We start from the raw sequence: 26748 nt of genomic DNA, 5'->3' as shown, positions 1-26748 counted from the left end.
GGGTGACGCGACACCGCGAGTCACGGTCGCGCTCTGTGAAAGACATGTCGTTTGATCAGCTCACGGCCAGGGAATCGGGCCGGGTCAATCACGGCCGGAGGGCCGGCCGTGATTGAGCAGCGTTTCAGCGCAGCGTCGCTTCGATGAACGAAAACGGTGTCGGGCTCGGCACGATGCGGTCCAGGACGAAGCCGGCCGAGTCCAGGAGTGCCCGGTACTCCTCGGCAGTGCGCTCGCGCCCGCTCACCAGCACCAGCATGGTGAGGTCGATCCCCTTGGCCGGATGTGGTGCGTCTCCTGGCGGGATCACCGCCTCGACGAGAACGACTCTGGCACCGGGCTTGGCCGCCGCCGCGATGGTGTGCAGGATCCGCCGACAGGACTGGTCGTCCCAGTCGTGGAGGATGTAGGCGAGGACGTAGACGTCCGCAGCCGGAACGGACTCGAAAAAATCGCCACCGACGGTGTGGGCGTGGTCGGCCATACCGTGGTCGGCCAGCGTTTTCTGGGCCGCCGCTATGACTTCCGGGCGGTCGAACACGATGCCACGGCGGTCCGGGGCGTCGGCAAGCAACTGTACGAGCATCGAGCCGTCAGCTCCGCCGATGTCGGCGACGACGGCGCCGTCCGGTAGCCGGTAACCCTCGAACATGCCGGCACGCTGGCTGTTGGTGAAGTTCGCAAAGGCGCGGTTCTGCACCTCCACCCGCTCGGGGGCGGCGGAGATCCAGTCGAAGAACGGCTGCCCGTAATAGCGGGTGGCCGCGGTCTCTCCGGTCAGCGCCGTGTGTAGCAGGTCACCGAACGGCGCATAGTGCGTCTCCATGAAATAGAGCGCGCCGTACCGGACCGAGCCGGGGTGCTCGTCAGCGAGAGTCATTCCCAGCTCCGTGACCTCGATTTGGTCGCCGTCGGTGCGGAAGACGCCAATGCTGGCGAGGAAACGGATGATCCGTCCGAGCGCGTCGACGTCGGCGTTCGTCTCGGCGGCGAGCTGGTCGATCGTCCGTGGGCCGTTGCGGAGGATCGTGGCGATGTCGAGCTTGGCTACCACATACAGCGCCTGCGATACCTCGAATCCAGTCAGCAGCTGGATCATCTGGATCTGCGGGGGGATCTCCAACGGCGGCGTTGGAGCATCTTCGGTCGTGCTCATAGAATAGTTTCCCTATCACTCATTGTTTCGGACAAGGACTCACTTAAGCCCGGAACGACGAACTCAGCGAAGGGTGGCGCGGCCGATCTCGCCGATTTCGGTGAACGAGGCGAGGTCGGGTACCTGCCAGCCGTCCAGGTCGTACTCGGCAAGGCAGCGGTCGACGAGCGCGCGGTAACCATCCAGTTGCCCGTCGCCGAGTTGACCGCGCAGCAACTCGGTCCTGGTGTTCTCGTGGTTTCCGGAATAGTTGCGTTCGTAGAGTTCGTGCCTACTGCCGAACTCCGAGCCGACCGTGTCCCAGAGCAGCTTCATCACCTTCACCCGGTCGACCGCCTCGACGCCGTGCGAGCCGCGCAGGTACTTGTCCAGGTACGGCCGGATGTCGTCGTTGTGGAAGTCCTGCGCGCTGGAGTTCAGGTAGATCAGCCCGCTCGCGACGTCCTGCAACACGATCTCCCGGATCCTGGCGTAGCCGACCTGGGAGAACCACCGGTACGCCATGGCGTAGTTCGGATTGGGCAGTACCGCGCCATTTCGCCATGGCACCGGGTTTCGCGCTGCGGCGTCGGACAGCCCCCAGAACAGGTTCCGCCAGGCGAGCACTTCGCCCAGCCTGGTCTGCACGCCGCGGAACTCGCCGGCCCCGGTGATGTCCAGCGCCTTGGCCAGTAGCCCGGCGATGAACTCCACCTTGACCGCGAGCCGCGTGCAGCCGTGGAACATGGCGCGTTCGTTGAACCCGGAATGCCCGGTGAACATGCCGACCTTGGCGACATCGCCGTAGATGAACACGTTCTCCCACGGGATGAGCACCTTGTCCATCACCAGGATGGTGTCGTTTTCATCCAGCCTGGACGACAGCGGGTAGTCGAACGGGCTGCCGGTCAGCGCCGCCGCGGCGGAATATGACTGGCGACAGATCAGTTTTATGCCGGCCGCGTCCATCGGCACAGTGGCCACGATGGCGAACTTGCGGTCCTTGATCGGCAGCCCGGTATGGGCGATGAAGTTGTAGTGCGTCAGCGCGGAGTTGGTGGCCACCACCTTCGCCCCGCTCACGATCAGGCCGCTGTCGGTCTCGCGCTCGACGTGAATGAACACATCGGCGACCTGGTCCGGTGGCAGATGCCGGTCCACCGGCGGATGCACAAAGGCATGGTTCCAGTACAGGACCTTCTCCTGCGACTCCCGGTACCAGCGCCGCGCGTTGTCGGCGAACGGGTTGTAGAAGTCGGCGTTCGCGCCGAGCGTGCCGAGGAACGACGCCTTGTAGTCCGGGCTGCGTCCCATCCAGCCGTAGCTCAGCCTGGACCACGCCGCGATGGCCTGCTGGTCGGCGACCAGGTCGGCGGCGTTGTGCGGCGTGGTGAAAAAGCGGTGCGTGTAGCCATTTCCGCCGGCGTCGGTGGCGGTGGTGAGCACGTCCCGGTGCTCCGGGTCGTGCAGCGCGTCGTAGAGCCGCGCGGTCATCCGCGCCGTGTTGCGGAACGCCGGATGCTCGGTCACATCCTTGACCCGCTCGCCGTACAGATAGATCTCCCGGTCGTCGCGCAGGCTCTCGAGGTACTCGGCTCCGGTCAGCGGCTTGGTCTGCTCAGTCATCGGGGCACCGCGGCGATGAACTCGGCGACCTGCGTCGGACGGATATCCACCCAATGCTCGCGCACATAGGCCAGGCACTCCGTCCGGGGCCCTGGCCCGTGCACGACGGTCCAGCCATCCGGTACGGCGACGTCGGCGGGCCACAGCGAGTGCTGGTTCTGCTGGTTGCGCAGCACGGCGTATTCGGCGTCCGGTACTTCGAACGGGTTGGCCATCTGTCTCTCCTTCGTCAGGCCGCCGAGGACTGCTTGGCTTCGATATGTGCGGTCAGTTCGGCTACGGTCGGGAAGTCGAACAGCACGTTGATCAACACCTCGACGCCGACCTCGCCCTTGATCCGGTTGAGCAGTCGCATCGCCTGCAGCGACTGGCCGCCGAGATCAAAGAAACTGTCATCGATCCCGACCTCGGGTACGTCGAGCACGGAGCTGAAGATCTCGCAAAGTCTCTGCTGCAGCGACGTTTCCGGCGCGCGGTAGGTGGGAACCTCGGCGAAGTCCGGTTCCGGCATCGCCGCGCGGTCCACCTTGCCGTTGGCGGTCAGCGGCAGGGAGTCCAGTTCGACGAACACGGCGGGGACCATGTAATCGGGCAGCTTTGTCCTGGCGTAAGCACGCAACGCCGCAAGGTCCAGTTCGCCGGCCTCCGGCACGACGTAGCCGACCAGTTGCTTCTCCCCGTGTTCGAGTTCGCGCGCCAGGACGACGAACTGGGCCAGCCCCGGATAGCCGGCCAGCGCCGACTCCACCTCGGCCAGTTCGACGAGGAAGCCGAGGATCTTCACCTGGCTGTCTTCCCGGCCGACGAACTCGATCAGACCTTCGGTGGTCCGGCGGGCCAGGTCGCCGGTCCGGTACATGCGAGCTCCCGGCAGACCGAACGGGTCGGCGACGAACCGCTCGGCGGTCAGGTCGGTCTGGCCGAGGTAACCGCGTGCGACGCCCTCGCCCGCGAGGTAGATTTCGCCGACGACGTCTGCGGGTACCTGCGCGAGGTGGGCGTCCAGGATGTGGATCGTGATCTCGGTCAGCGCGTCGCCGATCGGCACGACCGCGCCGAGTTCCGTGCCGCGCGTCAGGAGGTGGCGCGTGGAGAGCACCGTCCCCTCGGTCGCGCCATATGTCGCGCGGACCACGACGTCGGGGCAGACGTCGAGCACCCGGCGAACCGCCACTGGCGAGATCACGTCACCGCCGGTGAGGATCTCGCGCAGCCCGATCAACGTTTCCGGCGCTTCCTCGGCGATCACTCGGAACAAGCCCGCGGTCAGATGGAGTCCGGTGATTTGGTGCGTCGTGATCAGTTGTCGCAGTGTCGTGGGCTCCAGCCGCCCTGGTGGCGCGATGACCACTTGGCCGCCGTGCAGCAGCGGCATCCAGATCTCGAAGATGGAGATGTCGAAGGCGTACGGTGCCAGCAGCAACAACCGCGCGTACCGCTCGACCGACCATTTCGGATCAGACAAGAGCCGCACAACGTCCCGCTGGGTCACCGCGACGCCCTTGGGCTGGCCAGTGGAACCCGACGTGTGGATCACGTAGGCCAGCTGGTCGGGATGGATCGGCACTTCGGGGTCGGCGGCTGGTTCGTCGGCGAGGGCCGGATCGCCCACCGCGACGACCGGCACACCGGTCGGCACGCCTGCCGCGCGCGTCGCGTCGTCCACCAGCAGCACCGTGGCGCCGGCATGGTCCACCACCCACTGCCGCCGGTCGGCCGGATACGCCTCGTGGATCGGCAGATAGGTCGCGCCCGCCTTGAGGATCGCGAGGAATGCCACCACCAGGCCGATCGACCGTTCCACCAGCACCGCCACCCGGTCCTCATGGCCGACCCCGAGTCCGATGAGGTGGTGCGCGAGCTGGTTGGCCCGGTGGTCCAGTTCCCGATAGGTCAGCGCGGTCCCGCTCGCGGCCTCGGATACGGCAGCCGCCTCCGGTGTCCGCGCGACCTGCTCAGCGAACCGGGTGGGGATCGAAAACGCTGTCATGCCTTCCTCCTGTCAACCTGCGTCGGCTGGTTCGGCGATCCGCGTTCGGTCCGGCAATCAAGCCGAGTCCTGGTTCCACCGCATCGCGAAGGCGGCGTAGAGGTTCGTGAAAGTCGAACTGCCGAACGTGGTCGTGCCCGTCCGCTCGATCATCTCCAGGAAGATTGTGTTCCTCGGCTGAACGGGCCGACCCTCGCTGCTTCTCTTGCCTACGATGCGGTAGGTGCCGACTTCGGCGCATCTTGTCAGTTGCGGAAAGGACGGCGCGGGCAGCACCAGGACGGGTCCATGCGCAGCACGCACCAAGATGCCGGCGAGGGGGTGGGCGGGCATGATGAAGCGCAGCCTGGGGTAAGAGCGTTCAACAGTCTCGATTTCGATGACCGAGCATTGTCGCGATGGTTGACGAATACCGGGAGTTGCTGCGCGCGTCGCTGAAATCTCCGGACTCGGCATTACCGTGTCGACTACTGGCCAGGCCGCAGAGGAGTTCGCCGACCTATGGCAGCTCGTCGCCTACCCACATCGCGCAACCGGGAAGACGCGGGCGCCAAGGGGCGCGCTGTGATTGCTGTAACCAAACCTATCGCCAGATGGAGAATTCCGTGAGAGAACTGAACTGGACACTGGCCGAGGTCGCTGAGTTGTACGACGGCGCGAGCCAATTGGCGGAAAAGTACTTCTACGGCTACGAACGCCTGGGTTACTGGTACGACGACAGCGACGACGCTTCGCTGGAGGAGGGTGCCAAGCGCCTCACCCGCAAGGTCGTGGACACTCTCGGCTTGCGTGGTGGCGAGAACCTGCTGGACGCCGGTTGTGGCCTCGGCGCCGCGGCGATTCACATCGTCGGCGAGTACGGCGCCCAGGTCACCGGTGTCACGATCAGCCCCGTCGAGGCGGAAAAGGCCCAAACCCGGGCAAGTGAGCTCGGCGTGTCCGACCAGGCCCGATTCGAGGTCGCCGACTACCACGCGCTGCCCTTCCCCGAGAATCATTTCGACGCCGCGGTCGCGATCGAGTCGCTCTTCCACGCCTTCGACCTGGAGAAAGCACTGCTGGAACTCCATCGGGTGCTCCGGCCCGGTGGTTGCGTCGCTGTCGCCGAGATGGCGAAGACGTCGGACGCCTCACAGGCGAAGAAGGCATTCCCCCAGGCCCGCGAGCCCATGACAACGGAGAGTTGGATCAAGGAGTTCGAGTCTGCGGGATTCGTGGTGGAGGAACGGATCCAGAGTCGCCGCGCGTACGCCAACACTGGCAAGCGCCACATCGACCACTACGACAAGGTGAGTCATCTCCTCGTCGAAGAGTACGGCGAGGAGATGACCGTGGCCATCAGGCAGGGAATGCAGGAGGCATTCCAGTTGGGTCCGGATCACCTCACCTACATGATCCTCTGTGCCAGGAAGCAGTAGTAGCACCAGGCGAGTACGGTGGACGCGGTAAACGCAGGATCGAATAATGGCTGGGTGACGTTCGGTCACCCAGCCATTCCTGTTTCAGTGGAATACGTTGCCTCTGTTGCCGATTGTGTCCGGAACAGAACGACCTCGCGCGGGCGGGACCCCCGCGCTGCACGGGGGAGTTGGCCGCGACGTTCGACTCGGGCGCGCTCTCCGCGGCGGCATGAGGGCGCTGGTGCGCGGCTCACGTCCGCGGCCGGCGAGATCACCTTCCCGGTGGAGTGCCCGGAACGTCGCATTTTCGAAGATGGCAGATCTGCCGCCGTGGTCGAAGATGTGAGCGTGGACCACTGGCCCCTCCGTCGGCGGTCACATGGCTTCAGAATTCATGGATCCGGGAGGCATTGTGAACGACTCTGTGATCGACACCGCCGGTAAACGTCGGACGCCAACGTGGCTGTCGGGAGCATGAGGGTGAGGCCATGGCCGAGCGAGTGAACGGGTGGCCGATCGTGTCGCCACGACAACCACACGATAGCGCGTCGCCGCAGGTGCGCGCCTACGACGGGACATAGATTGTGACCACTGTAAACACGAGGTCCGGAGCCGGGCGGCGGGAATGGATTGGGCTGGCCGTGCTCTGCTTGCCCACGTTTCTCGTCGCGATGGATTTCTCCGTGCTGTATCTGGGCGTTCCGCACCTGACCGCCGACCTCGCGCCGAGCGGCATCCAGCAGCTGTGGATCGTGGACATCTACGGCTTCTTGATCGCAGGCTTCCTGGTCACCATGGGCACCATCGGTGACCGGATCGGCCGAAAACGTTTGCTGCTCATCGGCGCCGTGGTGTTCGGTGTCGCGTCAGTGGCGGCGGCGTTTTCCACCAGCCCGGAGATGCTCATCGCCTGTCGTGCACTGCTCGGCGTGGCGGGTGCCGCGGTGATGCCGTCGGTGCTGGGCCTGGTCATGGGTATGTTCAGCGACCAGAAGCAACTCAGCCGCGCGCTCTCCGTCTATCTGGCCTGCTTCATGGGCGGGGCGACGCTCGGGCCGCTCGTCGGTGGCGTGCTGCTCGAGTATTTCTGGTGGGGTTCGGTATTCCTGGTGGCCGTGCCGGGGATCGTGCTGCTGCTGGCGTTCGGTCCCTCCCTGCTCCCCGAGGCCAAGGCGCCGGAGGTCGGCAAGCTCGACCCGGTCAGCGTCTTGCTGTCCCTCGCGGCGATTCTGCCGTTCGTCTACGGACTCAAAGAACTGGTCCGTAACGGCTGGGAGTGGTTCCCCGCCCTGGTGCTGGTGTTCGGCATCGTGGTCGCGGCGGTGTTCGTCCAGCGGCAACGGCGCCTGACCAGCCCACTGCTGGATCTGCGTATGTTCAGCAACCGCACCTTCAGCTCCGCGCTGATCCTGTTCTTCGTCACCGCCTCGGTCGGCGCCGGCACCCTGCTGCTCGTCACGATCTACTTGCAGAACGTCACCGGCCTCACCCCGCTGGCGGCCGGCCTGCTCCTGCTGGTGCCCAACGTACTGATGATCGTCGGTAACCTGGTCACCCCCCAGCTGGCCAACCGCATCCGCCCGGCCTACCTGATCGCCGGCGGACTGGTGATCGCCGCCATCGGCTACATCATCTTCACCTTTGCCGGTACGTCCGGCGCCTCGACGATCTTCTTCGCCATGTGCGTCGTCATGCTCGGCACCGCACCACTTGCCGCGCTCTGCAACCACCTCGCCATGGGAGAGGTGCCCCCCGAGAAAGCCGGCTCTGGCGCCTCGATCGTCCAAACCACCACCGAATTCGCACTCGGCCTCGGCATCGCCACCCTCGCCACGGTCGGCATCACCGTCTACCGCAACAACGTCGAACCCGCCCTCGGCGCGCTGTCACCCGCCGATGCCGACGCCGCCCGCGAAAGCGTGGACCGCGCCGTCGTCGTCGCCGGCCAACTGCCCGCCGACCAGGCGGGCAACCTGCTCGCCACCGCCCGCGACGCCTTCACCTCGGGCGTCCACCTCGTCGGCATCATCAGCGCCATCATCTACGTTGGCCTCGCCGTACTCACCATCCGAGTCTTCAAACACGTCAAAGACCTCCAGGGCGACAACAGCACCCCCGAGGAAGCCAACGAGGACACCAACCAGACAGCCAAAGCCACTACAGTCACCGAAGTATAAGTTCGAAACTCACGGCAACGGCCCGCACGACAACGCGCGGGCCTTCGCCGTGCAAAAGGAGACTGTGCGGCGAACGGTGTTTCCGCCCCGCCGGGCTGGGTTCCGGCGGGCCGGGGCACTGTGCGTGATGACATCGGACCTTGTGCGTCCCACGCAAGAGTGAGTCCAATGTGCGGAACGGTACCCGGCAGGAGACGACATCAAAACCGCCTACACCGCTCCTAACCCCAACTCCGACGCCGCGTAAGTCGCACTGGACGAACTCGACGGGAAATGGGGCAAGAAGTACAGTGCGATGATTCGACTGTGGCGCAACGCCTGGGGTGAATTCATCCCCCTTCCTCGACTATGACGTCGAAATCCGGCGACCCCACCGGGGCAGGCCGCACCCGATGGACGATGCGCTGGAAACCCCGTGATCAACGCCTTCGGTGACCGCTGGCCTGCCGTCAAAATTTAATGAACAACAACGGCGGAAAACGCCGTTCGATTTGTGCTCCGTGTCGGTTGGGAGTAAAAGTTATGAATGCCTGAATTACTTACCACCAGCCACGCTCTCCCACAGGTCGTCGATCGTCAGACCTGGCAGGCGAAGATCGACGAACTCCTGGTCAAGGAGAAGGCGCATACCCGAGCCGGTGACGCACTCGCCGCGCAGCGACGCCGGCTGCCTATGGTCGAGGTCGATCCGGCCACGAAACTGATCGGTGCCGGTGGGCCGGTGTCGTTGATCGACATCTTCGACGGCCGGTCCCAGTTGATCGCCTACTTTCAGATGTGGCACACCGGCAGGCCCGCCGCGGAGCAGTGTGAGGGCTGTACCTTCTCCACCAGCCACATCACTGAGTTGTCTTATCTGCACTCGAGGGACGTGAGCTACGCGACCTTCTGTGAAGGACCGTATGAGGAGAGTTCGCGCTATCGCGATTTCATGGGCTGGACGGTTCCCTGGTATTCGGTGCCGCAGGACGCCGTGGACCGGCTGGTCGCAGGCCGGTCCTTCGGCATCCTGGTCAGTTACCTCCGATACGACGACCAGGTCTTCGAGGCCTACTGGACCACCAGCCGCGGCAATGAAGTGATGGCACCGTCGTACGGACTGCTGGACCTGACCGTCTACGGCAGGCAGGAGGTCTGGGAGGACTCGCCCGAGGGCTGGCCGCAGGGTTGGCCTGCCAGGGGCGGCCAGTTTCAGCTGGACGGACGCCCGATCGCCCAGTGGCCTCGGCTCAAGGCCGGACATGACGACGACCTCGGCACCTCGTCCGATGGTCCTCACCAACCGCATTGCCACTGAGCGAGCGTCCTCGCTCACCGCCGCCCAGGGCGGTCATCGACGCCTCGGCACCGGATCCGGTGCCGAGGCGTCGATGACCGATCGTCAGCAGAGGCCTCACGGCGCTCGTCGCCGGGTCCGCCGCGGGTGCGCTCGGGTCGTCTACCCCGGCTGTCCTGGGACGGCCGGCGACGGGCGGCGCGCGGTGCGGTACAGCCACCACTGCACCAGCATCACGTTGCCGACCCAGGGGACCCACCGAGCGGCCTCCTGGTAGTACGCGATGTCGAGCGGGATCTCGAACTTCTGTATCACCATCAGGCCGAGAGCGGCCCACAGGTTGTTCGCGGCGACCGCGAAGCTGTACAGCATGTACCGGCGGTGTTTGGCGAAGTCCTTGCGGCGGACGGCACGGTACGCGGCAGCGGTCGTGGCGAGCCAGAAGATCAACAGGCACAGCGCCCCGACCTTGCCGGGTTTTGGTGCCACCCAGACGATCACGAGCCCCAGGACCCCACTGACCAGTGTGCCGAGGAGGTAGATCCGGCCACTCACCCGGTGCACCTTCGGGTGGTGCTGCCGCAACCACGGCCACACCTGCAGGCACATCGTCAGCATCGCGGCCGTGGCACCGATCATGTGGATGATCAGCAAGGGGTAGTAGAGCGGAAAGTTTTCATGTGGCGGCAGCTGCCGCTGCTCAGCAGGAACCCCGACGACCCGCATGGACGTCGTGTAGATGTAGATCACCACGACGATGACCAGTGGAACCACCCACGGCCGTTGCCAGAACGGCTTGCCGGATTTTGCCTGAGCTCGCGCATGCTCAGACGACGTCCGAGCGCTGACTTTTTTCAGGTTCGACGTCACAACTGCTCCTCTCGGGTTGGACGTCGTTCGCAACGCCCAGTGCCGAGAGTGGCACTGACAGTGCACCAATCCATCTCGTTGTGTGCGGCCAACATCCCGCTCGGGGAAATTACCCGATAGGAGCAGTTCGTCACGCGGCCGCGGACGCGCTACGCGGCCGCGGCCCGCGCTCGCAGTTCACGCCGTTATCGTGAGCGCGTCGGGGGTCACGGGCGGGTAGGCGAAGGCCGCCGCGTTGTGGCGGTCGAGCAATCTCTGTGCTTCCTCGGTCGCCGCGCGGAATCGGCTGGTCGGCTCCGCTCCTCTGAGCAGCACGTCGTCCATCGCCACGGTGATGACGCCGTTGATGCCGTTGAGGTCGCCGAGCAGCGGACCGGCTGTCGCCGGTGTTCGGTTGGACGAGGCGACCTGCTCCGTCGCGACGCGGAAGCCGGGATACGGCTCGACCCGGTGATCGGCCACGACCTGTTCATACGCCGGTAGAGTCAACGGAAGTGAGCGGTCGTGCATTCGCGCTATCGCGTGCTGCGGGTTGAGCTGATGCTGGAGGAAGGCAAGCGCGCCGTCCTCTTTTTCCTTCGGCAGGCCGTCGGTCAGGAAGAACGACTGGCCACCGAAGGGCCCACCGGTGTACGGCTGTTCATTGAAACGCGGCAGGCGATCCGCCATAAGCTCGATACCGGCTTCGGCGGCTATAGTCGTCATGTCATGACCAACGGCCGACGACGTGACCACAAAGGCGACCTCCTGGCGCGCAAAAGCTTCCATGCCGCCGAAGTAGTCATTTCGCTCACCGGTGTAGTAGTAGTAGCCGCTCTCGTGCATGCTCTTCCACCACTGCACGTAGTTGAGTATTTCGGGAGAATCGAGGAAAACACGGGTTGACCGGCCGGACCGCCCGTTGTCCCTGTTGCTGAGCAATCCACCCTGCCCGACGATCTCCGTATGGAACAGCCAGCCATAGTTGGGCCAGCTGACACCGTGCGCCGGTCCGTCCGGCAGCTTGGCAATGGCGGCACACGCGGCCGTCAGTTCCTGCCACGTTGCCGGCATTCGTTCGACTCCGGCGCGCTCGAGTACGGCCTTGTTGGCGTACAAGATGTTGGCCGTCACCCACGTCGGCATGGAAACCAGTTCGCCACCCCTGCTCCAGTAGTCGCGCGCGGCGGGCACGAGGTCCTGGATGACTACCGGCTCTCCGAGGATTTTGGTGCGGTCTCCGACCGCGCGCTGGACCGGAACGAACAGCGAATCACCGTTGCGGGCGCGCGTGTCGAGTGCTACTTGGGTCGCGGTGTAGACGTACTCCACGACATCCGGCGGGTTTCCCCGTGCAACCGCGTCGGCAACCGCTTTCGGCATTTCGCGAAAATCGATCTTGCGGATCCGCACCAGATATTCTGGATGGGTTCGATTGAACGATTCGGCCGCATGTACTAGCGGGTCGCCCCAGCCGGGGACCTCGTATTCATCCGAATCGTCAATCTTCGGGCTGTCCCCGATCCACGCCTCGATAATGATCGGCCCGTCGGTTTCCGTCGAGTCTTGCACCGCATCCTCCGTGACTTATCCGACCTCTGGTGTCGACCTTGGCATTCGGCGCACGCGTGTGCGTCTTCTCGATTGCTGGGTGCTGCAGCATCGGCCGCTCGGCTCTGGATGCGCGACACATCGCACTCTATGAGATGTATCCGGCTTTCCTGGGTGGAATATTTATGTGCGCGCCTCAGCGGTGATTTACGTTCCCGAAAGGATGGTCAGGACATGACAGTCGCCATGGATACATCGGCGAGCGACTATCCGGTCCCACCGGAACCGAGCCTGACCGAGCAGGAGATTCTTGCCCGCGCCGAGCGTATCGCCGCGACCCTCGTCGAGAGGCAGCAGGAGACGGAGCGGCGCGGGTACTACGGGCTGGACACGCACAACGAGCTTCTCAACGCCGGCTTCTACCGACTTCTGGTGCCAAGGCGTTACGGCGGTTACGAGTTCGGTATCGACACGCACATGCGGGTGGTATCCGCGCTCGCTCGCGGCTGCCCGTCGACGGCGTGGATGTACACCTTCGGCGCGTCACACGCCCATCTGATCGGCACACTGTTCGGTGAAGAAACACAGAACGAGTTGTTCGCGGGCGGGGACTTCATTTGCCCGGGCGTCGTCGCGCCGGTCGGGTTCGCCGAGCAGGCCGAGGACGGCGGCTGGATCGTCGACGGCGTGTTCCGCTACGCCTCCGGCTCACCCTACGCCACCCACTTCGTCGGTCAGACCTTCATCGCGGGCGCGGAAGGTGAGCCACCCACGCAGCTGATGTTCGTCGTGCCGCGCGACAAGTGGGAGCGGCTGGACGACTGGGGGGCGCAGCTCGGCCTGAAGGGCAGCGGCTCACACAGCGTCAAGATCGAAAAAGCACACATCCCGGCGCACTACGCACTGGTCGGTACGCATATGGGCCTGACCTCCGTCGTCGGTGGAACGCCGGGGCTGGAGCTGCACGGCAACCGCTTGTACGGCGGCAGTGTGCTGGCCCCGCTGAATTTCCAGGTCGGCGCGCTGGCGGTCGGCATGGCCACCGGTGCGCTGGACGCCTACGGCGAGCTGATGCGGGAACGCAAGACGGCGTACCCGCCGTTCGGGTCGCGTGCTGAGGACCCGGACTACCAGCTCCGCTACGGCGAGGCCGCCGGGCGTATCGAGGCGGCGCGGGCGGCAATGCGCGACATGCTGCGGCAGTGGCACGAGACCGCCGAGAACGGTTCGGCCACCCGCGAGGTGGAGTTGCGTATGTCGATCATCAGCCGTGAAATCGTGCGGATGGCCTGGACCGCGGTGTCCGACATCCTGTTCCCGACCGCCGGGACGAGCGCGGTGCGGGCGGGCGAGCGCCTCGAGCGGATCTGGCGGGACATGTCGACCCTGCACACCCACGCCGGAGTGAACATCTACCTGGCCACCATGGCCACCCGTGAACTGGCCAGGCTGGCCCTCGACATACCGAGCTGATCCGTCAGGTGTCCGAAGCGCCCACGACCGCACTATTCGCTAGGAGAAATCGGTGATCCATAGTTTGGTGCTGGACGACGAGATCCAGCAGTATGTGCTGGACGTATCGCTCCGCGAGGACGATATCGCGCGTGAACTGCGGATGGCCACCATGCGGCTGTACCAGCACGGCATGCTGACCCCGCCGGAAGAGGCACAGTTGCTCGGCCTCCTCGTCAGGCTGATGTCCGCCACCACCGTTGTCGAGGTCGGGACGTTCACCGGGTACGGCACGCTGGCCATGGCCCGCGCGCTGCCCGCACACGGCCGCGTCATCACCTGCGACATCAGTGCGGAGTGGGCCGACATCGGCCGCCCGTTCTGGGAACGGGCCGGTGTCGCAGACCGCATCCAGGTCGAGATAGGTCCCGCGGTCGAGACACTGGACGCGCTGTTGGCCGACGGTGCCGCCGGCACCGTGGACTTCGCCTTCATCGACTGCAACAAGGAGAGCTACTCCAGCTACTTCGAACGATGCCTCGAATTGCTCCGGCCGGGCGGGTTGCTGGTGGTGGACAACGTGCTCTGGTCGGGCAAGGTGGCACGCCACGACATCAGCGACCCGGAGACGGACTCGCTGCGTGCGTTGAACTCCGCACTACGCAACGACAAACGGATCGAACTGAGCATGCTCCCCGTCTTCGACGGCGTGACGCTGGCGTACAAGCGCGCCAAGGACTGAACCGGACTGCCTGGCCCACGAATTCATGCCTGCCGGGTGGTCGCGGGTCGGACCTCACGTACACCATTCCAGCCGATTCCGTATCAGCCGCAATTGCACTGATTTGAGGCCAGTATGCATCCGTACCGGGTCGAAATCCCGCAGGCAGCCATCGATGATCTACGCGAGCGGTTGGCGAACACCCGCTGGCCGGAGGAGCTGCCCGACACGGGGTGGGACCGAGGCGTGCCGCTTGCCTACCTGAAGGAGCTCGCCGAATACTGGCGGACCACCTATGACTGGCGTTCGGTCGAAGCGGCGCTGAACAGCCACCCGCAGTTCGTCACCGAAATCGACGGCGCACCCATCTACTTCATGCACGTGCGCTCGCCGGAACCCGACGCCCGCCCGCTGCTGCTCACCCACGCCTGGCCCGGCTCCGTCGCCGAGTTCCTCGACCTGATCGGCCCGCTGTCCGACCCGCGCGCGCACGGCGGCGACCCGGCCGAAGCCTTCCACCTGGTGATCCCCGCGCTGCCCGGCTACGGTTTCTCCAGCCCGCTGCGCGAGACCGGCTGGGACGTGCCGCGCATCGCGCACGCATGGGCTGAGCTGATGCGCCGCCTCGGCTACCGCGACTACATCGCACAGGGCGGCGATGCCGGCGCGGTGATCTCCTTGGCACTGGGCACTTTGGACCCGGAGAACTGCGCCGGCGTGCATGTCAACATGCTGATGACCTTCCCGAGCGGCGATCCCGCCGAGGTGGCCTCGCTCGGCGAGGACGACCTGGGACGCCTCGCCTTACTCGGCAAGTTCGACCAGGAGCTGTCCGGCTACATGAAGCTCATGCAGACCCGGCCGCAGACGGTGAGTTACGCGCTCACCGACTCACCGGTCGGCCAGCTGGCCTGGATCGTCGAGAAGTTCAAGGAGTGGACCGACTCCGACAAGGTGCCTGAGGACGCGATCAGCCGTGACAAGATCCTCGACACGGTCTCGATCTACTGGCTGACCGCCACAGCCGGTACGTCCGCGAACTTCTACTACGAGGGCGCCGCCGCCCTGCGAGCCTTTGCCGCAGGCCAGAAACCGCCGCCGCCCGCCGTCCCGGTCGCGGTCGCCGTCTTCCCGCGCGACATCTTCCTGCCGGTCCGCAGCCTCGCCGAGCGCGACCTGCCGACGCTCGCGCGCTGGACGGAGTTCGACCGCGGTGGCCACTTCGCCGCGCTCGAGGAGCCAGATCTGCTCATCGGCGATATCCGCTCGTTCTCCCGCTCTCTCCAGCTCCGAAAGGCGAACTGATGGAAAACCGTTGCCCGGTCCTTGACACGACGGGACGTGATATCCACGGCGAGGCCGCCCACCTGCGGACTCTTGGCCCCGCGACCCAGGTCGAGCTGCCCGGTGGGGTGCTCGCCTGGTCGGTCACCCGCGCGGATGTGATCAAGAAGCTGCTCGCCGACCCGAGGGTCACCAAGAACGCGCGCAACTACTGGCCGAAGTTCATCAACGGCGAGATCCCGCCCGACTGGGAGATGATCAGCTGGATCGCGATGGACAACATGGTCACCGCCACGGGCAAGGACCAGGTCCGGCTGCGCCGTCTGGTCGGAAAGGCCTTCACCCCCAAGCGGACCGAGGCCATCCGCCCTCGGATCGAGGCGCTGACCGCCATGCTGCTCGACGCGCTCGCGGCCGGCGGTCCGGACGAGGTGGTCGACCTGCGCGAGCGGTTCGCCTACCCGCTGCCCGCCATGCTGGTCGCCGAGCTGATCGGGATGGACGAGCAGGCCCGCGCGGCCACCGCCAAGGTGATCGACATGATGGTGGACACCACCGTCACCCCCGAGCAGGCACAGGGCGTCCTCGCCGGCTGGCGCGGCGCCATGACCGAGTTGATCGCCACCAAACGCGCCAACCCCGCCGACGACATCACCAGCGACCTGATCGCCTCCCGTGACGAGGACGGTTCACGGCTGTCCGAACAGGAGCTCGCCGACACGATCTTCGCGATCCTCGGTGCGGGCTCGGAGACCACGATCAACTTCTTCGACAACGCGATCACCGCGTTGCTCACCCACCCGGACCAGCTGGCGCTCGTCAAGTCCGGGGAGGCGACCTGGAGCGACGTCATCGACGAGACCTTGCGCGTCGAGTCCCCGCTCGCTTCGCTCCCGTTGCGTTACGCGATGGAGGATCTCGACCTCGGCGAGGGCCTCACCATCCCCAAGGGCGACGCGATCCTGGTCAACTACGCCGCCATCGGCCGCGACCCGGCCCTGCATGGCGAGTCGGCCTGCGAATTCGACATCACCCGCGCCGACAAGGAGCACCTCTCCTTCGGCCACGGACCGCACTTCTGCCTCGGTGCCGGCATCGCCCGGCTGGTGGCCACCATCGGCCTGTCCGCTCTCTTCGACCGGTACCCCGACTTGGCGCTGGCGGTCGATCCCGCCGACCTCGAGCCCCTTTCGACGTTCATCATGAACGGCCACCGGGCCCTCCCCGTGCACCTGAAAGGCAAGGCGTAGCCGGCCCGCTCGCGTCGGAGAGGCACGGTTCTCCTGCCCTCTCCGACGCGCGAGCCGTTATCCGCGAACGCCGCTGACCCCGTTCGGCACGCCGGGGAGCGCGCCGGTGGCGGTCTTCGTGCCGGACGCGAGATCGATCGAGTGGATCTCCTTCTTGCCCGGATCGGTGACGTAGGTCGTCCCGCCGCGGACGAAGATCGCCGGCCGCGGCTGCTGCCACTCCAGCGGTTCCCGCCAGGATCCGGTCACCGCGATCTTCCGTACCAGCGCTTCGCCTTGCGGGTCGGCGTTGGCGCGCACGGTCGCCTCGTTCGACGTCGTCGGCGATCGCGTTCACCGCGGCGCGCACGCGGCCGGGTCGGTCCAGAAATGGGGGCCGGGTTTCCCGGCGGCGTCGTCGCTGGTGTAGCTGATCGGGTCGACCCGTTCGCCCACCGGCAGGGCGGGGACGCCGCTTTGCTCGGGCGCCCGCACCGTGTGCAGGATGCCCTCTTCGAGGCCGAGTCCGTTGTAGACGATCAGGCCGGAACGCTCGACTTCGGCCGCCTGCTGGGCGGAAATGCCGAAGGAGTGCGGATCGGCGTTCGGTTTCATGAGGACCGTCACCTGGGCCTGGCCGTCCACGATGGCGCGGGTGATGTCACCGAGGATGTTCGTGGTCACCACCACCGAGGCCCGGTTGTCGCCGACGGCGGAACACCCAGCAGCGTGACCAGCAGGGAAGGATGACGCGTCGGTTCATCGGCCGGTCTCCACGAAATAGCCGGCCTTGCCTTCGACGGTGAAGGTCCTGGCGCGGCGGAGATGGTCGTTGTAGTCCATTCCGTACACCTCTCCCGAAACCGGGTCGGCGTGCACAGCACAGGCAACGACAGCGGTGAGCAGTGCACGGCGAACAACCCTGCGAGGTCGCAGCGGACGGCACGGTAACGACGCACCAGGCGCCCGTTGCGGCACGAACCCGTTCGCAGTAGGTACCTAGTCCTGTCGGGGAAGCATCACGGTCGGGAGCCCGCCGGTGCTGTGGACACCAGCGCCGGGACTTCGTGATGGGGGTACGTCTTCGCTGTGGCGCTGCGTTCGAATACCAGTCGCCTGGTTGTCGTTGTCGCCCGTGTTTGTGCCCCCGGCAGGATTCGAACCTGCGACACCCGCTTTAGGAGAGCGGTGCTCTATCCCCTGAGCTACGAGGGCATGTACTGCCGGGCACAGCCTACCGGGTGACCGGCCCCGGCAGGGCACGAGGGCACCGTCACATCGGAAGGGCATGCGGCCGGCGAGGTGAACGCCGCGAAACCCCCGAACGGCGGTAGCGCTCAAACGAGCGCCCGGCGCAGGCCGGTGGGACCGGCCGAACCCCGCCAGTGGCCGCCTAGTGACACTCGACCTGCGGATCCGTCCCGGAGGACGCACACTCAACCCAGGCAAACAGGGTCTGAATCGAAAGCTAGATCGACACAGATGACCCGCACGGGTCACTCGTACGTGTCTGGTTTCGAAACCCTGAACAACAGTAGGTAATCTTCGTTAACGGGACGCGAGACGCCGCTCCCCCGGCTGCCGGAGGGCTTCGTTGATCAAGCTCATGTTCGCCGACGACGAGGAACTGGTCCGTTCGGGCCTGCGTGCCATGATGTCCGGCGCTGCCGACATCGAGATCGTGGGCGAGGCGAGCGACGGGAGATCAGCGGTCGAGGTCGCCCGGCGGTACCACCCTGACGTCGCCCTGCTCGACATCAAGATGAGGGCGCCTGACGACGGTATTCGCGCGCTCAGGGCCATCCTCGCGCTGCCGGATCCACCGACGGTGGCCATGTTGACCACGTTCGACATCGACGATTACGTCAGTCTCGCGCTCAGGCTCGGGGCGAACGGCTTCCTGCTCAAGGACATCGACCCGGCGGCGCTGCTCAGGGCCGTCCGGGACCTCGCCAGGGGTGGCGCGGTGCTGGACCCCGGGGTCGCGGCGCGCATGGTGCAGTCGCACCGGGACGAGCAGCGGGCCGCGCAGCCGGCGCGCAAGCTGCTCGCGTCGCTGTCCGAGCGGGAGCGTGAGGTCGTCGGGCTGATCGGCCAGGGGTTGTCCAATGCGGAGATCGGCGGACGCCTCCACCTGTCCGAGGCCACGGTCAAGGGCTACGTCTCGGCCGTCCTGTCCAAGATCGGCGCGGCGAACCGGGTGCAGGCCGCGCTGCTGGCCTACCGCGGTGGCCTGCTCGACCAGTAATGATCCTCACCGCGCTCGAGTTCCTCGGCTTGATCGCGTTCGCCGCTTCGGGGGCGCTCGCGGCGGTGCGGTCCAGGTTGGACGTCTTCGGAGTGGTCGTCGTCGGGCTCACCACGGCGCTCGGCGGCGGGATCATCCGTGACGTCCTCCTGGGGATCACGCCGCCCACGACCCTGCGGACCTGGCCTTATCTCGCGGTCTGCGGGGCGACGGCGTTGGTCGTGTTCGTGTTCCATCCGCAGATCGCGAAGCTGCGGCGCGGCGTGCTGCTCGCCGACGCGCTCGGGCTCGGGGTGTTCGCGACGGCGGGTACCACCATTGCGTTGAACGCGGGCGCCACTCCCTACGCGGCGTGCCTGATCGGGATGACGACGGGTATCGGTGGAGGTGCGGTGCGTGATCTCCTGCTCCGGGAAATCCCGCTCGTGCTGCGGAAGGAGATCTATGCGGTCGCGGCGCTCGCGGGGGCCGTGCTCGTCGTGATCGGTCACTCTCTGCGACTGCCGCCGGGGCCGGTGACGGTCGTAGCAGCTGCCGTCGTCGTGGGGGTTCGGATGCTCGCTTTGTGGCGCAGATGGAACGCACCCGTTGCAAAAGGGCCCGAGACCGGCTGAAACGTCTTGTGGACTGCTCGATTTCCTTTGTTTGTTCTGTGTGTGTTCTTAGGCGAGTCTCAGCACGCTGCGTAAGACTGTGGCCATGCGCATCCTCGTAGTGGACGACGACAGGGCCGTCCGTGAATCACTCAGGCGATCCCTTGAGTTCAACGGGTACCAGGTGGAACTGGCCGGGGACGGCGCGCAGGCCCTGGAAGCGATCATCGCCAACAGACCCGACGCGATGGTCCTCGACGTGATGATGCCGCGGCTCGACGGCCTGGAAGTCGCCCGACGCCTGCGAAGCACCGGTGACGACCTGCCGATCCTCGTGCTCACGGCGCGGGACACCGTGTCCGATCGAGTGTCCGGTCTCGACGCCGGCGCCGACGACTACCTCCCGAAGCCCTTCGCGCTCGAAGAGCTTCTCGCTCGCCTTCGCGCGCTTCTGCGCCGGGCGATCCCGGACCCGCAGGCCGGGCAGAACGCCGAGATCCTGGCGTTCGCGGACCTCACTTTGGACCCGGGGACGCGCGAGGTGCGCCGGGCGGGACGGGAGATCAGTCTCACGAGGACCGAATTCGCGCTTCTCGAGCTGTTCCTCTCCTACCCGAAGCACGTCCTGACCCGTAGCCGGATCCTGGAGGAAGTATGGGGATACGACTTCCCGACGTCGGGCAACGCGCTGGAGGTCTACGTCGGCTATTTGCGCCGAAAGACCGAGGCTGGGAGCGAACCGAGGCTGATCCACACGGTGCGGGGAGTGGGCTACGTGCTGAGGGAAACCCCGCCGTGACCGAGCCGGTCCGGGTCGTCGGCGAGTCCGAAAAGGATCCGCGCGGCGACCGCTGGAGCACGCGGCGCTTCTCGCTCCGCGGCCGGGTGACGCTGCTCGCCGCCGTCTCGGTGGCGGGCGCGGTGGCGTTGGTGTCGCTCGGCGCGTATCTCGTCGTGAAGGAGAACCTCTACCAGCAGGTGGACGACAACCTGCGTGCCCGCGCGCAGGCCGCGGTCGACTCGCCGCAGGTGCAGACCGAGCTGCAGCAGGTGCCCGGCGCCTTCCTCGCCAGCGCGGACCTGCAGATCGGCCAGCTGACGGTCGGGGAGAAGATCCGGCTGACCTATCCGCAGTCCGGAAGCCGCCCGCCGTACGGCGAGGACGAGATCGCGGTCGCCACCGGCGACAAGGCGTTCTCGCTGCGCACCGACCCGAAGACCGACAGCCGGGTCGTCGCCCTCCCGCAGGGGCCGGGGCAGGCGATGGTGCTCGCCCAGTCGCTCGGGCCGACCAAGCGCACCCTGAACGAGCTTTCGGTGGTCCTGTTCCTGATCGGCGGCGCCGGGATCCTGGTCGCCGCGGCCGCGGGAACGGCCGTCGCGAGAGCGGGCCTGCGGCCGGTCGACAGACTGACCTCGGCGGCGGAACGTGTCGCCACCACCGGTGACCTGCGGCCGATCCCGGTCAGCGGCGACGACGAACTCGCCCGCCTCACGCAGAGTTTCAACACGATGCTCGGCACGGTCGCCGAATCGCAGGAACGGCAACGGCAGCTCGTCGCGGACGCCGGCCACGAACTCCGGACGCCGCTGACGTCGCTCCGCACGAACCTCGAACTGCTCCTGTCCGCGAGCAGACCGGGTGCGCGCACGCTGTCCGACGAGGACCGCAGCGACATCGAGGCCGACATCCGCGGCCAGCTCGACGAGCTGACCCAGCTGATCGGCGACCTCGTCGAACTCGCGCGCCAGGACGAGCCGCGGATCGAGCACGAGCGGGTCGAGATGGTCGACGTCGTCGAGCGCGCGCTCGACAGGGCACGCCGCCGCGCGGGCGAGATCGAGTTCGACGTCTCGCTCCAGCCGTGGGTGCTGACCGGCGACACCAGCGCGCTGGAACGCGCGGTGCTGAACCTGCTGGACAACGCGGTGAAGTTCTCGCCCGAGGGCTCGACGGTCGGGGTCCGGCTGTACCCGGTCGGCGACGGCACCGCGGTGCTCGAAGTCGAGGACGCCGGGCCGGGGATCGCCGACGAGGACCTGCCGAAGGTCTTCGACCGCTTCTACCGCTCTTCCGAAGCGCGGACGCTGCCCGGTTCGGGGCTCGGCCTCGCCATCGTCCAGCACGCGGCGCAGCGGCACGGTGGCGGCGTCTACGCGGGACGCGCTCCCGGAGGCGGCGCGCTGATGACCCTGCGGCTCCCGGGAGCCCCTGCTTGATGAGTGACTACGACAAGGGCCTCGAACTGCTCCGGCTTCTCGGCGGCGTCGAGGATCCCGCCGTGCTGAACCTGTTCGACGCGGTCCAGGCGGCGGACTACGGCAGAGAAGCGGTCGCCTTCGTCTACGGCGGGGTCTACCAGCGGCCGGGGCTTTCGCTGGCACAGCGGCAATGGGTGACGGTCGCCGCGCTGGAGACCTTGGGCTACGCGCAGGCGCAGCTCGAGTTCCACAAGACCGCCGTGGCGAAGGTCGGCGGCGACCTGGAGCAAAACAACGACACGACCCGGCGGCTCAAGTCGATCGCGGAGCACACCGCGAACGGCGGAGTGGCACCCGAACTGGCCGAAGTTCTTCGGGAAGCGCGCGACGCGGGGGAGTTCGGGGCCGCCGTCGAGGCGATCCTGCATCTCGCCGTCTACGTGGGTTTCCCCGCCGCGCTCAACGCGCTCGGCGTCGCCCGTACTCTGACGGGTGATGAGCACCGAGAACGCGCCTGAGATGCCGCCCCGCCGTCTGCTGTGGACACTGCTGGTGGCCGCGGTGCTGCTGGCGGCCGACCAGCTGACCAAATGGTGGGCCGTCGACGCCCTCACCGGCCGCGCGCCGATCCCGGTGATCGGCGACTTCATCCGCTTCCGGCTGCTCTACAACCCGGGCGCGGCGTTCTCGCTGGGCTCCGGTTCCACCTGGATCTTCGCGATCCTGGCGGCGGTCGCGGTGGTCGCGCTGCTGTGGATCTCGCGCAAGGTCCGTTCGGCGGGCTGGGCGATCTCGCTCGGGCTGCTGCTCGGCGGCGCGACGACGCACCTGGGCGACAGGCTGTTCCGCGATCCCGGTTTCGCACGCGGTCACGTCGTCGACTTCATCGACTACAACGGCTGGTTCGTCGGGAACGTCGCCGACATCGCGTTGTTCTTCGGCGCGGTCTCCCTTTTCGTGCTCAGTTTCCGCGGCGTCCCGATCGAGGGCGTCAAAGAGACCGAGGCGGAGTAACGAGACAGAACTCGTTTCCCTCGGGGTCGGCGAGAACGACGACACCGTCTTCGGGGCTCGCGAGCACCTTCGCGCCCAGGGCGACGAGCCGTTCGACGTCGTCGTCCGCCAGGTCCAGGTGCATCCGGTTCTTGACCACCTTGGATTCCGGGACCAGGTTGAAGAACAGCCGCGGTCCCGCCGTGGTTTCGACGAGTACCGAAGGATCGTCTTCGGGGCCGGAGAGCCCCAGCGAACGAAGGCGCTCGAGCTCGTCTTCGTCATAGGGTGCGACTTCGTAGCCGTCGAGCGCGGCAGCCCAGAAACGGGCGAGCGAAGCCGGATGGTGGCAGTCGATGACGACGTCGCGAAGCCTGGCCATGGACACATGCTGGCAGGTGGATCCGCTCGTCGCGCCATGTTTGATCGTGTAGGATTTTGTGTAGTTAATCCAGGGGAGGCTTCGTGCTCGCGCGGCAACGACAGGCGGTGATCCTCGAGGAGGCGCGCCGGACCGGGGCGGTCCGGGTCAGCGACCTCGTGGCGAGGCTCGGCGTTTCCGATATGACGGTGCGCCGCGACCTCGACGTGCTCGCCGGGCGAGGACTGGTCGAGAAGGTCTACGGCGGCGCCACCTCCATCGTCGGCAAAAGCACCGACGAGCCCGGTTTCGAGGCCAAGTCCGTGCGTCAGCGCGCGCAGAAAGAGGCCATCGCCGCCGTCGCGGCCGGGCTGGTCCGGCCGGGCACCGCGATCGGCATCTCCGCGGGCACCACCACCTGGACGCTGGCGCGGGCCCTCGACGAGGTCCCCGGCCTGACGATCGTCACGAACTCCATCCAGGTCGCCGACGTGCTGCGCGGTGCGAACCAGCCGGATCGCACGGTGGTCCTCACCGGGGGCGTCCGCACCCCGTCGGACGCGCTGGTCGGGCCGGTCGCCGTGCAGAGCCTGCGTTCGCTGCACCTGGACGTCGTCTTCCTCGGCGTGCACGGGATGGCCGACGGTCCCGGTTTCACCACGCCGAACCTCACCGAATCCGAAACCGATCGCGCGCTGGTCGAAGCGGGCCGCAAGCTGGTCGTGCTGGCCGATCACACCAAGTGGGGCATCGTCGGCATCTCCACCATCGCCGGGCTCGAAGAGGCCGACGTCGTCGTCTCGGACGACGGCCTGACCGACAACGCAAGGGAAACGCTCACCGAGCAGGCGGGTGAGCTGATGATCGCCGAAACGGCGGAGACGGCTGAGGCTGAAGAAGCGTGAAGCGCACGGTAAGGCACCTGGCCGACGGCCGGGAGATCATCTATTTCGACTCGCCGGGCGCGCCCGAACGGACCGCCGAGGACACCCGTGACCTCCCTCAGGTCGCGGCGGCGTCGGAGATCCGGCGCGATCCGCTGACCGGGGAATGGGTGGCCATGGCCGCGCACCGGCAGACGCGGACGTACAAGCCGCCCGCCGACCTGTGCCCGCTGTGCCCCACCAAACCCGGGAAGCCCAGCGAGATCCCGGAGCCGGACTACGACGTCGCCGTCTTCGAGAACCGCTTCCCTTCCTTCGCGCGCAACGTCCTCGGCGACGCGTCCACAGTGGACGGCGCGGGGCTGGTGCCGGTCGCGCCGGGTGTCGGCCGGTGTGAGGTCGTCTGCTTCACCAGCGACCACGATGGCTCCTTCGCCGGGCTGACGGCGAAGCAGGTCCGCGCGGTCGTCGACGCCTGGGCCGACCGCACCGCCGAACTGTCCGCGATGGACGGTGTCGAGCAGGTCTTCCCGTTCGAGAACCGCGGTGAAGAGATCGGCGTGACGCTGCATCATCCGCACGGCCAGATCTACGGCTACCCGTTCGTCACGCCGAAGACCGAGCGGATGCTGGAGGTCGCGCGCGCCTACGAGGCCGAGCACGGCCGTCCGGTGATGGGCGACGTCCTGGCCGCCGAGCGGGAATCCGGGGCGAGGGTCGTCGTCGCGGGCGAGCACTGGACGGCGTTCGTGCCGCCCGCCGCGCGCTGGCCGGTGCAGGTCCAGATCGTGCCGCATCGCCAGGTGCCCGACATCCCCGCGCTGTCGGACGCCGAGCGTGACGAGTTCGCCGACGTCTACCTCGAGGTCCTTCGCCGCTGCGACGGGCTCTACGACCGGCCACTGCCCTACATCGCGGCCTGGAACCAGGCGCCCGCCAAACGCGATCGCGAGCTCGGCTGGCTGCATCTGGAGGTGTTCTCGGTCCTGCGGTCCAAGGACAAGCTGAAGTATCTGGCCGGGTCGGAGTCCGGGATGGCGGTGTGGATCAACGACGCCACGCCCGAGCAGATCGCCGAAAGGCTGCGAGCCACCCGCTGACGGGGCCATACTCATGTGCGATGCACAGCTTTGGCTCAGGAACTTCTCAGGACCATCCCGCAAGGTAGAGACATGACCGAGAACGACCCCAGCGGCCAGAACGCCGAGCAGGCGCGGCCGGCCGGCGCTCAGCCGGACGCGGAGCAGAGCGCGAGCTGGGCCGCACAGCCTGCCCAGCAGCAGCCTGACGCGACCGGCCTCGGCGGCCACGCCGCTCCGCACACCGGAGCGCAGCAGGCCTACACCCCGGAACAGCAGTACAACCCGTGGTCGCCTCAGGCACAGGCGCAGCCCCAGCAGACACCCTCCCAGCAGATACCGTCCCAGCACACCCAGTCTCACCAGGCCCAGTCCCACCAGACCCAGGGGCACCAGATCCCGGGGCAGCAGGCGCCGTACGGGCAGCAGCCGGGCCCGTCGGTCTACGCGGTCCCGCAGCAGCGCCAGGGCTCGAAGTCCACGTCGGGCAAGCTGCTCGCCGGTGTCGCGGCGATCGCGCTGGTGGTCGGTGGTGTCGCGGGCGGCACGGTCGGCTTCCTGACCGCGGATTCCTCCGGTGGCTCCTCCGTGAACGCGCTCGACGCGCCGAAGCCCGCCCAGCAGACGGGTAACCTGCCCGCCGGTTCGGTCGAATCGGTGGCGCAGAAACTGTCGCCGAGCGTGGTCGAACTGCAGGTCTCCGGCCGATCGGGAGCGGGCGAGGGCTCCGGCTTCGTGCTCAGCACCGACGGCTACGTGCTGACCAACAACCACGTCGTCGAGGTCGCCGCCGGTGGCGGGCAGATCCAGGCGGTGTTCCAGGACGGCAAGAAGGGCACGGCGACCGTCGTCGGCCGCGACCCCACGACGGACATCGCCGTGGTGAAGGTCAGCGGCGTCAGCGGCCTGACCCCGGTGGAGCTCGGCCGGTCCGACGACCTGCGGGTCGGGCAACCGGTGGTCGCCATCGGTTCGCCGTTCGAACTGGCGGGCACGGTCACCTCGGGCATCGTCAGCGCCCTGAACCGGCCGGTGAGCGCCGGCGGCAACGGTGACCAGACCACCGTGATGTCGGCGGTGCAGACCGACGCGGCGATCAACCCCGGCAACTCCGGCGGCCCGCTCGCGAACATGGCGGGCCAGGTCATCGGCATCAACTCGGCGATCTACAGCCCGAAGTCCAGCCAGGGCCAGGGCGGCGAGAGCGGCGGCAACGTCGGCATCGGCTTCGCGATCCCGATCGACCAGGCACGCCGCACGGCCGACGACATCATCAACACCGGCCAGGCGACGCAGACCTTCATCGGCGCGCGAGTGCAGACGGCGCCGACGGGCGGAGCGCAGCTCGGTGAGATCTCGCCGGGCAGCCCCGCGGAGAAGGCGGGCCTCAAATCCGGCGACGTCGTGACGAAGCTGGACGACCGGTCGATCCCCAACGCGGACGCGCTCGTCGCCGAGATCCGCACCCGGGCGCCGAACGACAAGGTCAAGTTCACCCTCGGCGGTGACAAGGTGGTCGAGGTGACCCTAGGCGGCCAGCCCGTCACCCCGAACTAAACGCTCGGCCGCAGTGCGCGGCCGAGACCAAACCCCGGCTCGAACCCCCAGCGGGCCGGACCCAGAGGCCACGCGCGACCGGCTGCCAATCCCGGTCGCGCGTGGCCCTTTTTCGGGGGTAAGGCAAAGGGTGTCGTGTTC

Annotated in this window: 25 protein-coding genes, 1 tRNA gene and 2 pseudogenes; 17 read left to right on the top strand and 11 right to left on the bottom strand. The window is 66.9% G+C overall.

Annotated features, from left to right (window positions below; genetic code table 11):
• Positions 1 to 124: 124 nt before the first annotated feature.
• The 5 genes from BKN51_RS29340 to BKN51_RS43320 all read right to left on the bottom strand — a co-directional run bounded on the left by BKN51_RS29340 (position 125) and on the right by BKN51_RS43320 (position 5084).
• Positions 125 to 1156: a methyltransferase gene (locus tag BKN51_RS29340; protein ID WP_101610714.1), complete on the bottom strand. Its 1032-nt coding sequence runs from the start codon at positions 1154 to 1156 to the stop codon at positions 125 to 127.
• A gap of 63 nt (positions 1157 to 1219) precedes the next feature.
• Complete coding sequence (locus BKN51_RS29335) at positions 1220 to 2761, bottom strand: 4-hydroxyphenylacetate 3-hydroxylase family protein (RefSeq protein ID WP_101610713.1); 1542 nt, start codon at positions 2759 to 2761, stop codon at positions 1220 to 1222.
• A complete protein-coding gene (locus tag BKN51_RS29330) occupies positions 2758 to 2976 on the bottom strand; it encodes an MbtH family protein (RefSeq protein ID WP_101610712.1) in 219 nt (72 codons plus the stop codon). The genes BKN51_RS29335 and BKN51_RS29330 overlap by 4 nt, the downstream gene beginning before the upstream one ends.
• Before the next feature lie 14 nt (positions 2977 to 2990).
• Complete coding sequence (locus BKN51_RS29325) at positions 2991 to 4751, bottom strand: non-ribosomal peptide synthetase (RefSeq protein ID WP_101610711.1); 1761 nt, start codon at positions 4749 to 4751, stop codon at positions 2991 to 2993.
• 57 nt (positions 4752 to 4808) lie between these two features.
• Positions 4809 to 5084 (bottom strand): hypothetical protein, encoded by a 276-nt coding sequence (locus tag BKN51_RS43320; RefSeq protein ID WP_217359056.1) that lies wholly within the window; start codon positions 5082 to 5084, stop codon positions 4809 to 4811.
• A 65-nt stretch (positions 5085 to 5149) separates the two neighbouring features.
• Between BKN51_RS43320 and BKN51_RS29320 the strand changes: the two genes are divergently transcribed.
• The 4 genes and pseudogenes from BKN51_RS29320 (at position 5150) to BKN51_RS29305 (ending at position 9625) form a co-directional block, all read left to right on the top strand.
• Complete coding sequence (locus BKN51_RS29320; protein ID WP_101610710.1) at positions 5150 to 6169, top strand: SAM-dependent methyltransferase; 1020 nt, start codon at positions 5150 to 5152, stop codon at positions 6167 to 6169.
• Positions 6170 to 6792: 623 nt separating this feature from the next.
• Positions 6793 to 8328, top strand: coding sequence for an MFS transporter (locus tag BKN51_RS29315; RefSeq protein WP_233222951.1), 1536 nt, complete (start codon positions 6793 to 6795; stop codon positions 8326 to 8328).
• 196 nt (positions 8329 to 8524) lie between these two features.
• Positions 8525 to 8788: pseudogene (locus BKN51_RS44515) on the top strand (transposase); the annotation flags it as partial.
• A 66-nt stretch (positions 8789 to 8854) separates the two neighbouring features.
• Positions 8855 to 9625: a DUF899 family protein gene (locus tag BKN51_RS29305; RefSeq protein ID WP_101610708.1), complete on the top strand. Its 771-nt coding sequence runs from the start codon at positions 8855 to 8857 to the stop codon at positions 9623 to 9625.
• A gap of 141 nt (positions 9626 to 9766) precedes the next feature.
• Here BKN51_RS29305 and BKN51_RS29300 read toward each other — a convergent pair whose 3' ends face one another.
• Positions 9767 to 10378 carry a DUF2306 domain-containing protein gene (locus tag BKN51_RS29300; protein WP_101610707.1) on the bottom strand — a complete coding sequence of 204 codons (612 nt, stop codon included), beginning with the start codon at positions 10376 to 10378 and terminating at the stop codon, positions 9767 to 9769.
• Between the two features lie 273 nt (positions 10379 to 10651).
• A complete protein-coding gene (locus tag BKN51_RS29295) occupies positions 10652 to 12025 on the bottom strand; it encodes an extracellular solute-binding protein (RefSeq protein WP_233222952.1) in 1374 nt (457 codons plus the stop codon).
• A gap of 213 nt (positions 12026 to 12238) precedes the next feature.
• Here BKN51_RS29295 and BKN51_RS29290 point away from each other — a divergent pair, with 213 nt between their 5' ends.
• The 4 genes from BKN51_RS29290 to BKN51_RS29275 all read left to right on the top strand — a co-directional run bounded on the left by BKN51_RS29290 (position 12239) and on the right by BKN51_RS29275 (position 16711).
• Positions 12239 to 13477: an acyl-CoA dehydrogenase family protein gene (locus tag BKN51_RS29290; protein ID WP_101610706.1), complete on the top strand. Its 1239-nt coding sequence runs from the start codon at positions 12239 to 12241 to the stop codon at positions 13475 to 13477.
• A 52-nt stretch (positions 13478 to 13529) separates the two neighbouring features.
• Positions 13530 to 14198, top strand: a complete 669-nt coding sequence (locus BKN51_RS29285) for an O-methyltransferase (protein WP_101610705.1) — start codon at positions 13530 to 13532, stop codon at positions 14196 to 14198.
• Between the two features lie 114 nt (positions 14199 to 14312).
• A complete protein-coding gene (locus tag BKN51_RS29280; RefSeq protein ID WP_101610704.1) occupies positions 14313 to 15482 on the top strand; it encodes an epoxide hydrolase family protein in 1170 nt (389 codons plus the stop codon).
• Positions 15482 to 16711: a cytochrome P450 family protein gene (locus tag BKN51_RS29275; RefSeq protein ID WP_101610703.1), complete on the top strand. Its 1230-nt coding sequence runs from the start codon at positions 15482 to 15484 to the stop codon at positions 16709 to 16711. The genes BKN51_RS29280 and BKN51_RS29275 overlap by 1 nt, the downstream gene beginning before the upstream one ends.
• A 57-nt stretch (positions 16712 to 16768) precedes the next feature.
• Here the strand turns inward: BKN51_RS29275 and BKN51_RS44510 are convergent.
• The 3 genes and pseudogenes from BKN51_RS44510 to BKN51_RS29265 all read right to left on the bottom strand — a co-directional run.
• Positions 16769 to 16975 (bottom strand): annotated as a pseudogene (locus BKN51_RS44510) (hypothetical protein); the annotation flags it as partial.
• A 69-nt stretch (positions 16976 to 17044) separates the two neighbouring features.
• Positions 17045 to 17374 (bottom strand): metal ABC transporter solute-binding protein, Zn/Mn family, encoded by a 330-nt coding sequence (locus BKN51_RS44505; RefSeq protein WP_233222953.1) that lies wholly within the window; start codon positions 17372 to 17374, stop codon positions 17045 to 17047.
• Positions 17375 to 17832: 458 nt separating this feature from the next.
• Positions 17833 to 17905 (bottom strand) — tRNA-Arg (locus tag BKN51_RS29265).
• Between the two features lie 379 nt (positions 17906 to 18284).
• Between BKN51_RS29265 and BKN51_RS29260 the strand changes: the two genes are divergently transcribed.
• From BKN51_RS29260 to lspA, 6 genes are all read left to right on the top strand, one after another.
• Entirely contained in the window at positions 18285 to 18938 is a 654-nt protein-coding gene (locus BKN51_RS29260) for a response regulator (protein ID WP_005155565.1), read from the top strand.
• On the top strand, positions 18938 to 19552 hold the full coding sequence (locus BKN51_RS29255; RefSeq protein WP_101610702.1) for a trimeric intracellular cation channel family protein: 615 nt from the start codon (positions 18938 to 18940) through the stop codon (positions 19550 to 19552). The genes BKN51_RS29260 and BKN51_RS29255 overlap by 1 nt, the downstream gene beginning before the upstream one ends.
• 85 nt (positions 19553 to 19637) lie before the next feature.
• Positions 19638 to 20330, top strand: coding sequence for a response regulator transcription factor (locus BKN51_RS29250; protein WP_101610701.1), 693 nt, complete (start codon positions 19638 to 19640; stop codon positions 20328 to 20330).
• Positions 20327 to 21751, top strand: a complete 1425-nt coding sequence (locus BKN51_RS29245) for a HAMP domain-containing sensor histidine kinase (protein ID WP_101610700.1) — start codon at positions 20327 to 20329, stop codon at positions 21749 to 21751. The genes BKN51_RS29250 and BKN51_RS29245 overlap by 4 nt, the downstream gene beginning before the upstream one ends.
• Complete coding sequence (locus BKN51_RS29240) at positions 21751 to 22251, top strand: carboxymuconolactone decarboxylase family protein (protein WP_101610699.1); 501 nt, start codon at positions 21751 to 21753, stop codon at positions 22249 to 22251. Before BKN51_RS29245 ends, BKN51_RS29240 begins: the two co-directional genes overlap by 1 nt.
• The gene (lspA, locus tag BKN51_RS29235) at positions 22229 to 22747 is read left to right on the top strand and encodes a signal peptidase II (RefSeq protein ID WP_101610698.1); all 519 of its coding nucleotides are present in this window, start codon (positions 22229 to 22231) and stop codon (positions 22745 to 22747) included. The genes BKN51_RS29240 and lspA overlap by 23 nt, the downstream gene beginning before the upstream one ends.
• On the opposite strand, the gene BKN51_RS29230 is transcribed toward lspA, so the two are convergent.
• Positions 22725 to 23108 carry a VOC family protein gene (locus BKN51_RS29230; RefSeq protein WP_101610697.1) on the bottom strand — a complete coding sequence of 128 codons (384 nt, stop codon included), beginning with the start codon at positions 23106 to 23108 and terminating at the stop codon, positions 22725 to 22727. The two genes, lspA and BKN51_RS29230, sit on opposite strands and share 23 nt — an antisense overlap.
• Before the next feature lie 83 nt (positions 23109 to 23191).
• Here BKN51_RS29230 and BKN51_RS29225 point away from each other — a divergent pair, with 83 nt between their 5' ends.
• The 3 genes from BKN51_RS29225 to BKN51_RS29215 all read left to right on the top strand — a co-directional run bounded on the left by BKN51_RS29225 (position 23192) and on the right by BKN51_RS29215 (position 26607).
• A complete protein-coding gene (locus BKN51_RS29225; RefSeq protein ID WP_101610696.1) occupies positions 23192 to 23992 on the top strand; it encodes a DeoR/GlpR family DNA-binding transcription regulator in 801 nt (266 codons plus the stop codon).
• On the top strand, positions 23989 to 25071 hold the full coding sequence (gene galT / locus BKN51_RS29220; protein WP_101610695.1) for a galactose-1-phosphate uridylyltransferase: 1083 nt from the start codon (positions 23989 to 23991) through the stop codon (positions 25069 to 25071). Before BKN51_RS29225 ends, galT begins: the two co-directional genes overlap by 4 nt.
• A 72-nt stretch (positions 25072 to 25143) precedes the next feature.
• Positions 25144 to 26607, top strand: a complete 1464-nt coding sequence (locus BKN51_RS29215; RefSeq protein ID WP_101610694.1) for a S1C family serine protease — start codon at positions 25144 to 25146, stop codon at positions 26605 to 26607.
• Positions 26608 to 26748 lie beyond the last annotated feature (141 nt).

It is taken from the genome of Amycolatopsis sp. BJA-103 (assembly GCF_002849735.1).
Lineage (GTDB): Bacteria > Actinomycetota > Actinomycetes > Mycobacteriales > Pseudonocardiaceae > Amycolatopsis.
This window is presented reverse-complemented; position numbering and strand designations above follow the sequence as displayed.

Bases quoted from the DNA above. Each gene is read 5' to 3' on its own strand.
- BKN51_RS29340 (WP_101610714.1), bottom strand. From the start codon at position 1,156: ATGAGCACGACCGAAGATGCTCCAACGCCGCCGTTGGAGATCCCCCCG.
- BKN51_RS29335 (WP_101610713.1), bottom strand. From the start codon at position 2,761: ATGACTGAGCAGACCAAGCCGCTGACCGGAGCCGAGTACCTCGAGAGC.
- BKN51_RS29330 (WP_101610712.1), bottom strand. From the start codon at position 2,976: ATGGCCAACCCGTTCGAAGTACCGGACGCCGAATACGCCGTGCTGCGC.
- BKN51_RS29325 (WP_101610711.1), bottom strand. From the start codon at position 4,751: ATGACAGCGTTTTCGATCCCCACCCGGTTCGCTGAGCAGGTCGCGCGG.
- BKN51_RS43320 (WP_217359056.1), bottom strand. From the start codon at position 5,084: ATGCCCGCCCACCCCCTCGCCGGCATCTTGGTGCGTGCTGCGCATGGA.
- BKN51_RS29320 (WP_101610710.1), top strand. From the start codon at position 5,150: ATGGTTGACGAATACCGGGAGTTGCTGCGCGCGTCGCTGAAATCTCCG.
- BKN51_RS29305 (WP_101610708.1), top strand. From the start codon at position 8,855: ATGCCTGAATTACTTACCACCAGCCACGCTCTCCCACAGGTCGTCGAT.
- BKN51_RS29290 (WP_101610706.1), top strand. From the start codon at position 12,239: ATGACAGTCGCCATGGATACATCGGCGAGCGACTATCCGGTCCCACCG.
- BKN51_RS29280 (WP_101610704.1), top strand. From the start codon at position 14,313: ATGCATCCGTACCGGGTCGAAATCCCGCAGGCAGCCATCGATGATCTA.
- BKN51_RS29275 (WP_101610703.1), top strand. From the start codon at position 15,482: ATGGAAAACCGTTGCCCGGTCCTTGACACGACGGGACGTGATATCCAC.
- BKN51_RS29255 (WP_101610702.1), top strand. From the start codon at position 18,938: ATGATCCTCACCGCGCTCGAGTTCCTCGGCTTGATCGCGTTCGCCGCT.
- BKN51_RS29250 (WP_101610701.1), top strand. From the start codon at position 19,638: ATGCGCATCCTCGTAGTGGACGACGACAGGGCCGTCCGTGAATCACTC.
- BKN51_RS29240 (WP_101610699.1), top strand. From the start codon at position 21,751: ATGAGTGACTACGACAAGGGCCTCGAACTGCTCCGGCTTCTCGGCGGC.
- lspA (WP_101610698.1), top strand. From the start codon at position 22,229: ATGAGCACCGAGAACGCGCCTGAGATGCCGCCCCGCCGTCTGCTGTGG.
- BKN51_RS29230 (WP_101610697.1), bottom strand. From the start codon at position 23,108: ATGGCCAGGCTTCGCGACGTCGTCATCGACTGCCACCATCCGGCTTCG.
- BKN51_RS29215 (WP_101610694.1), top strand. From the start codon at position 25,144: ATGACCGAGAACGACCCCAGCGGCCAGAACGCCGAGCAGGCGCGGCCG.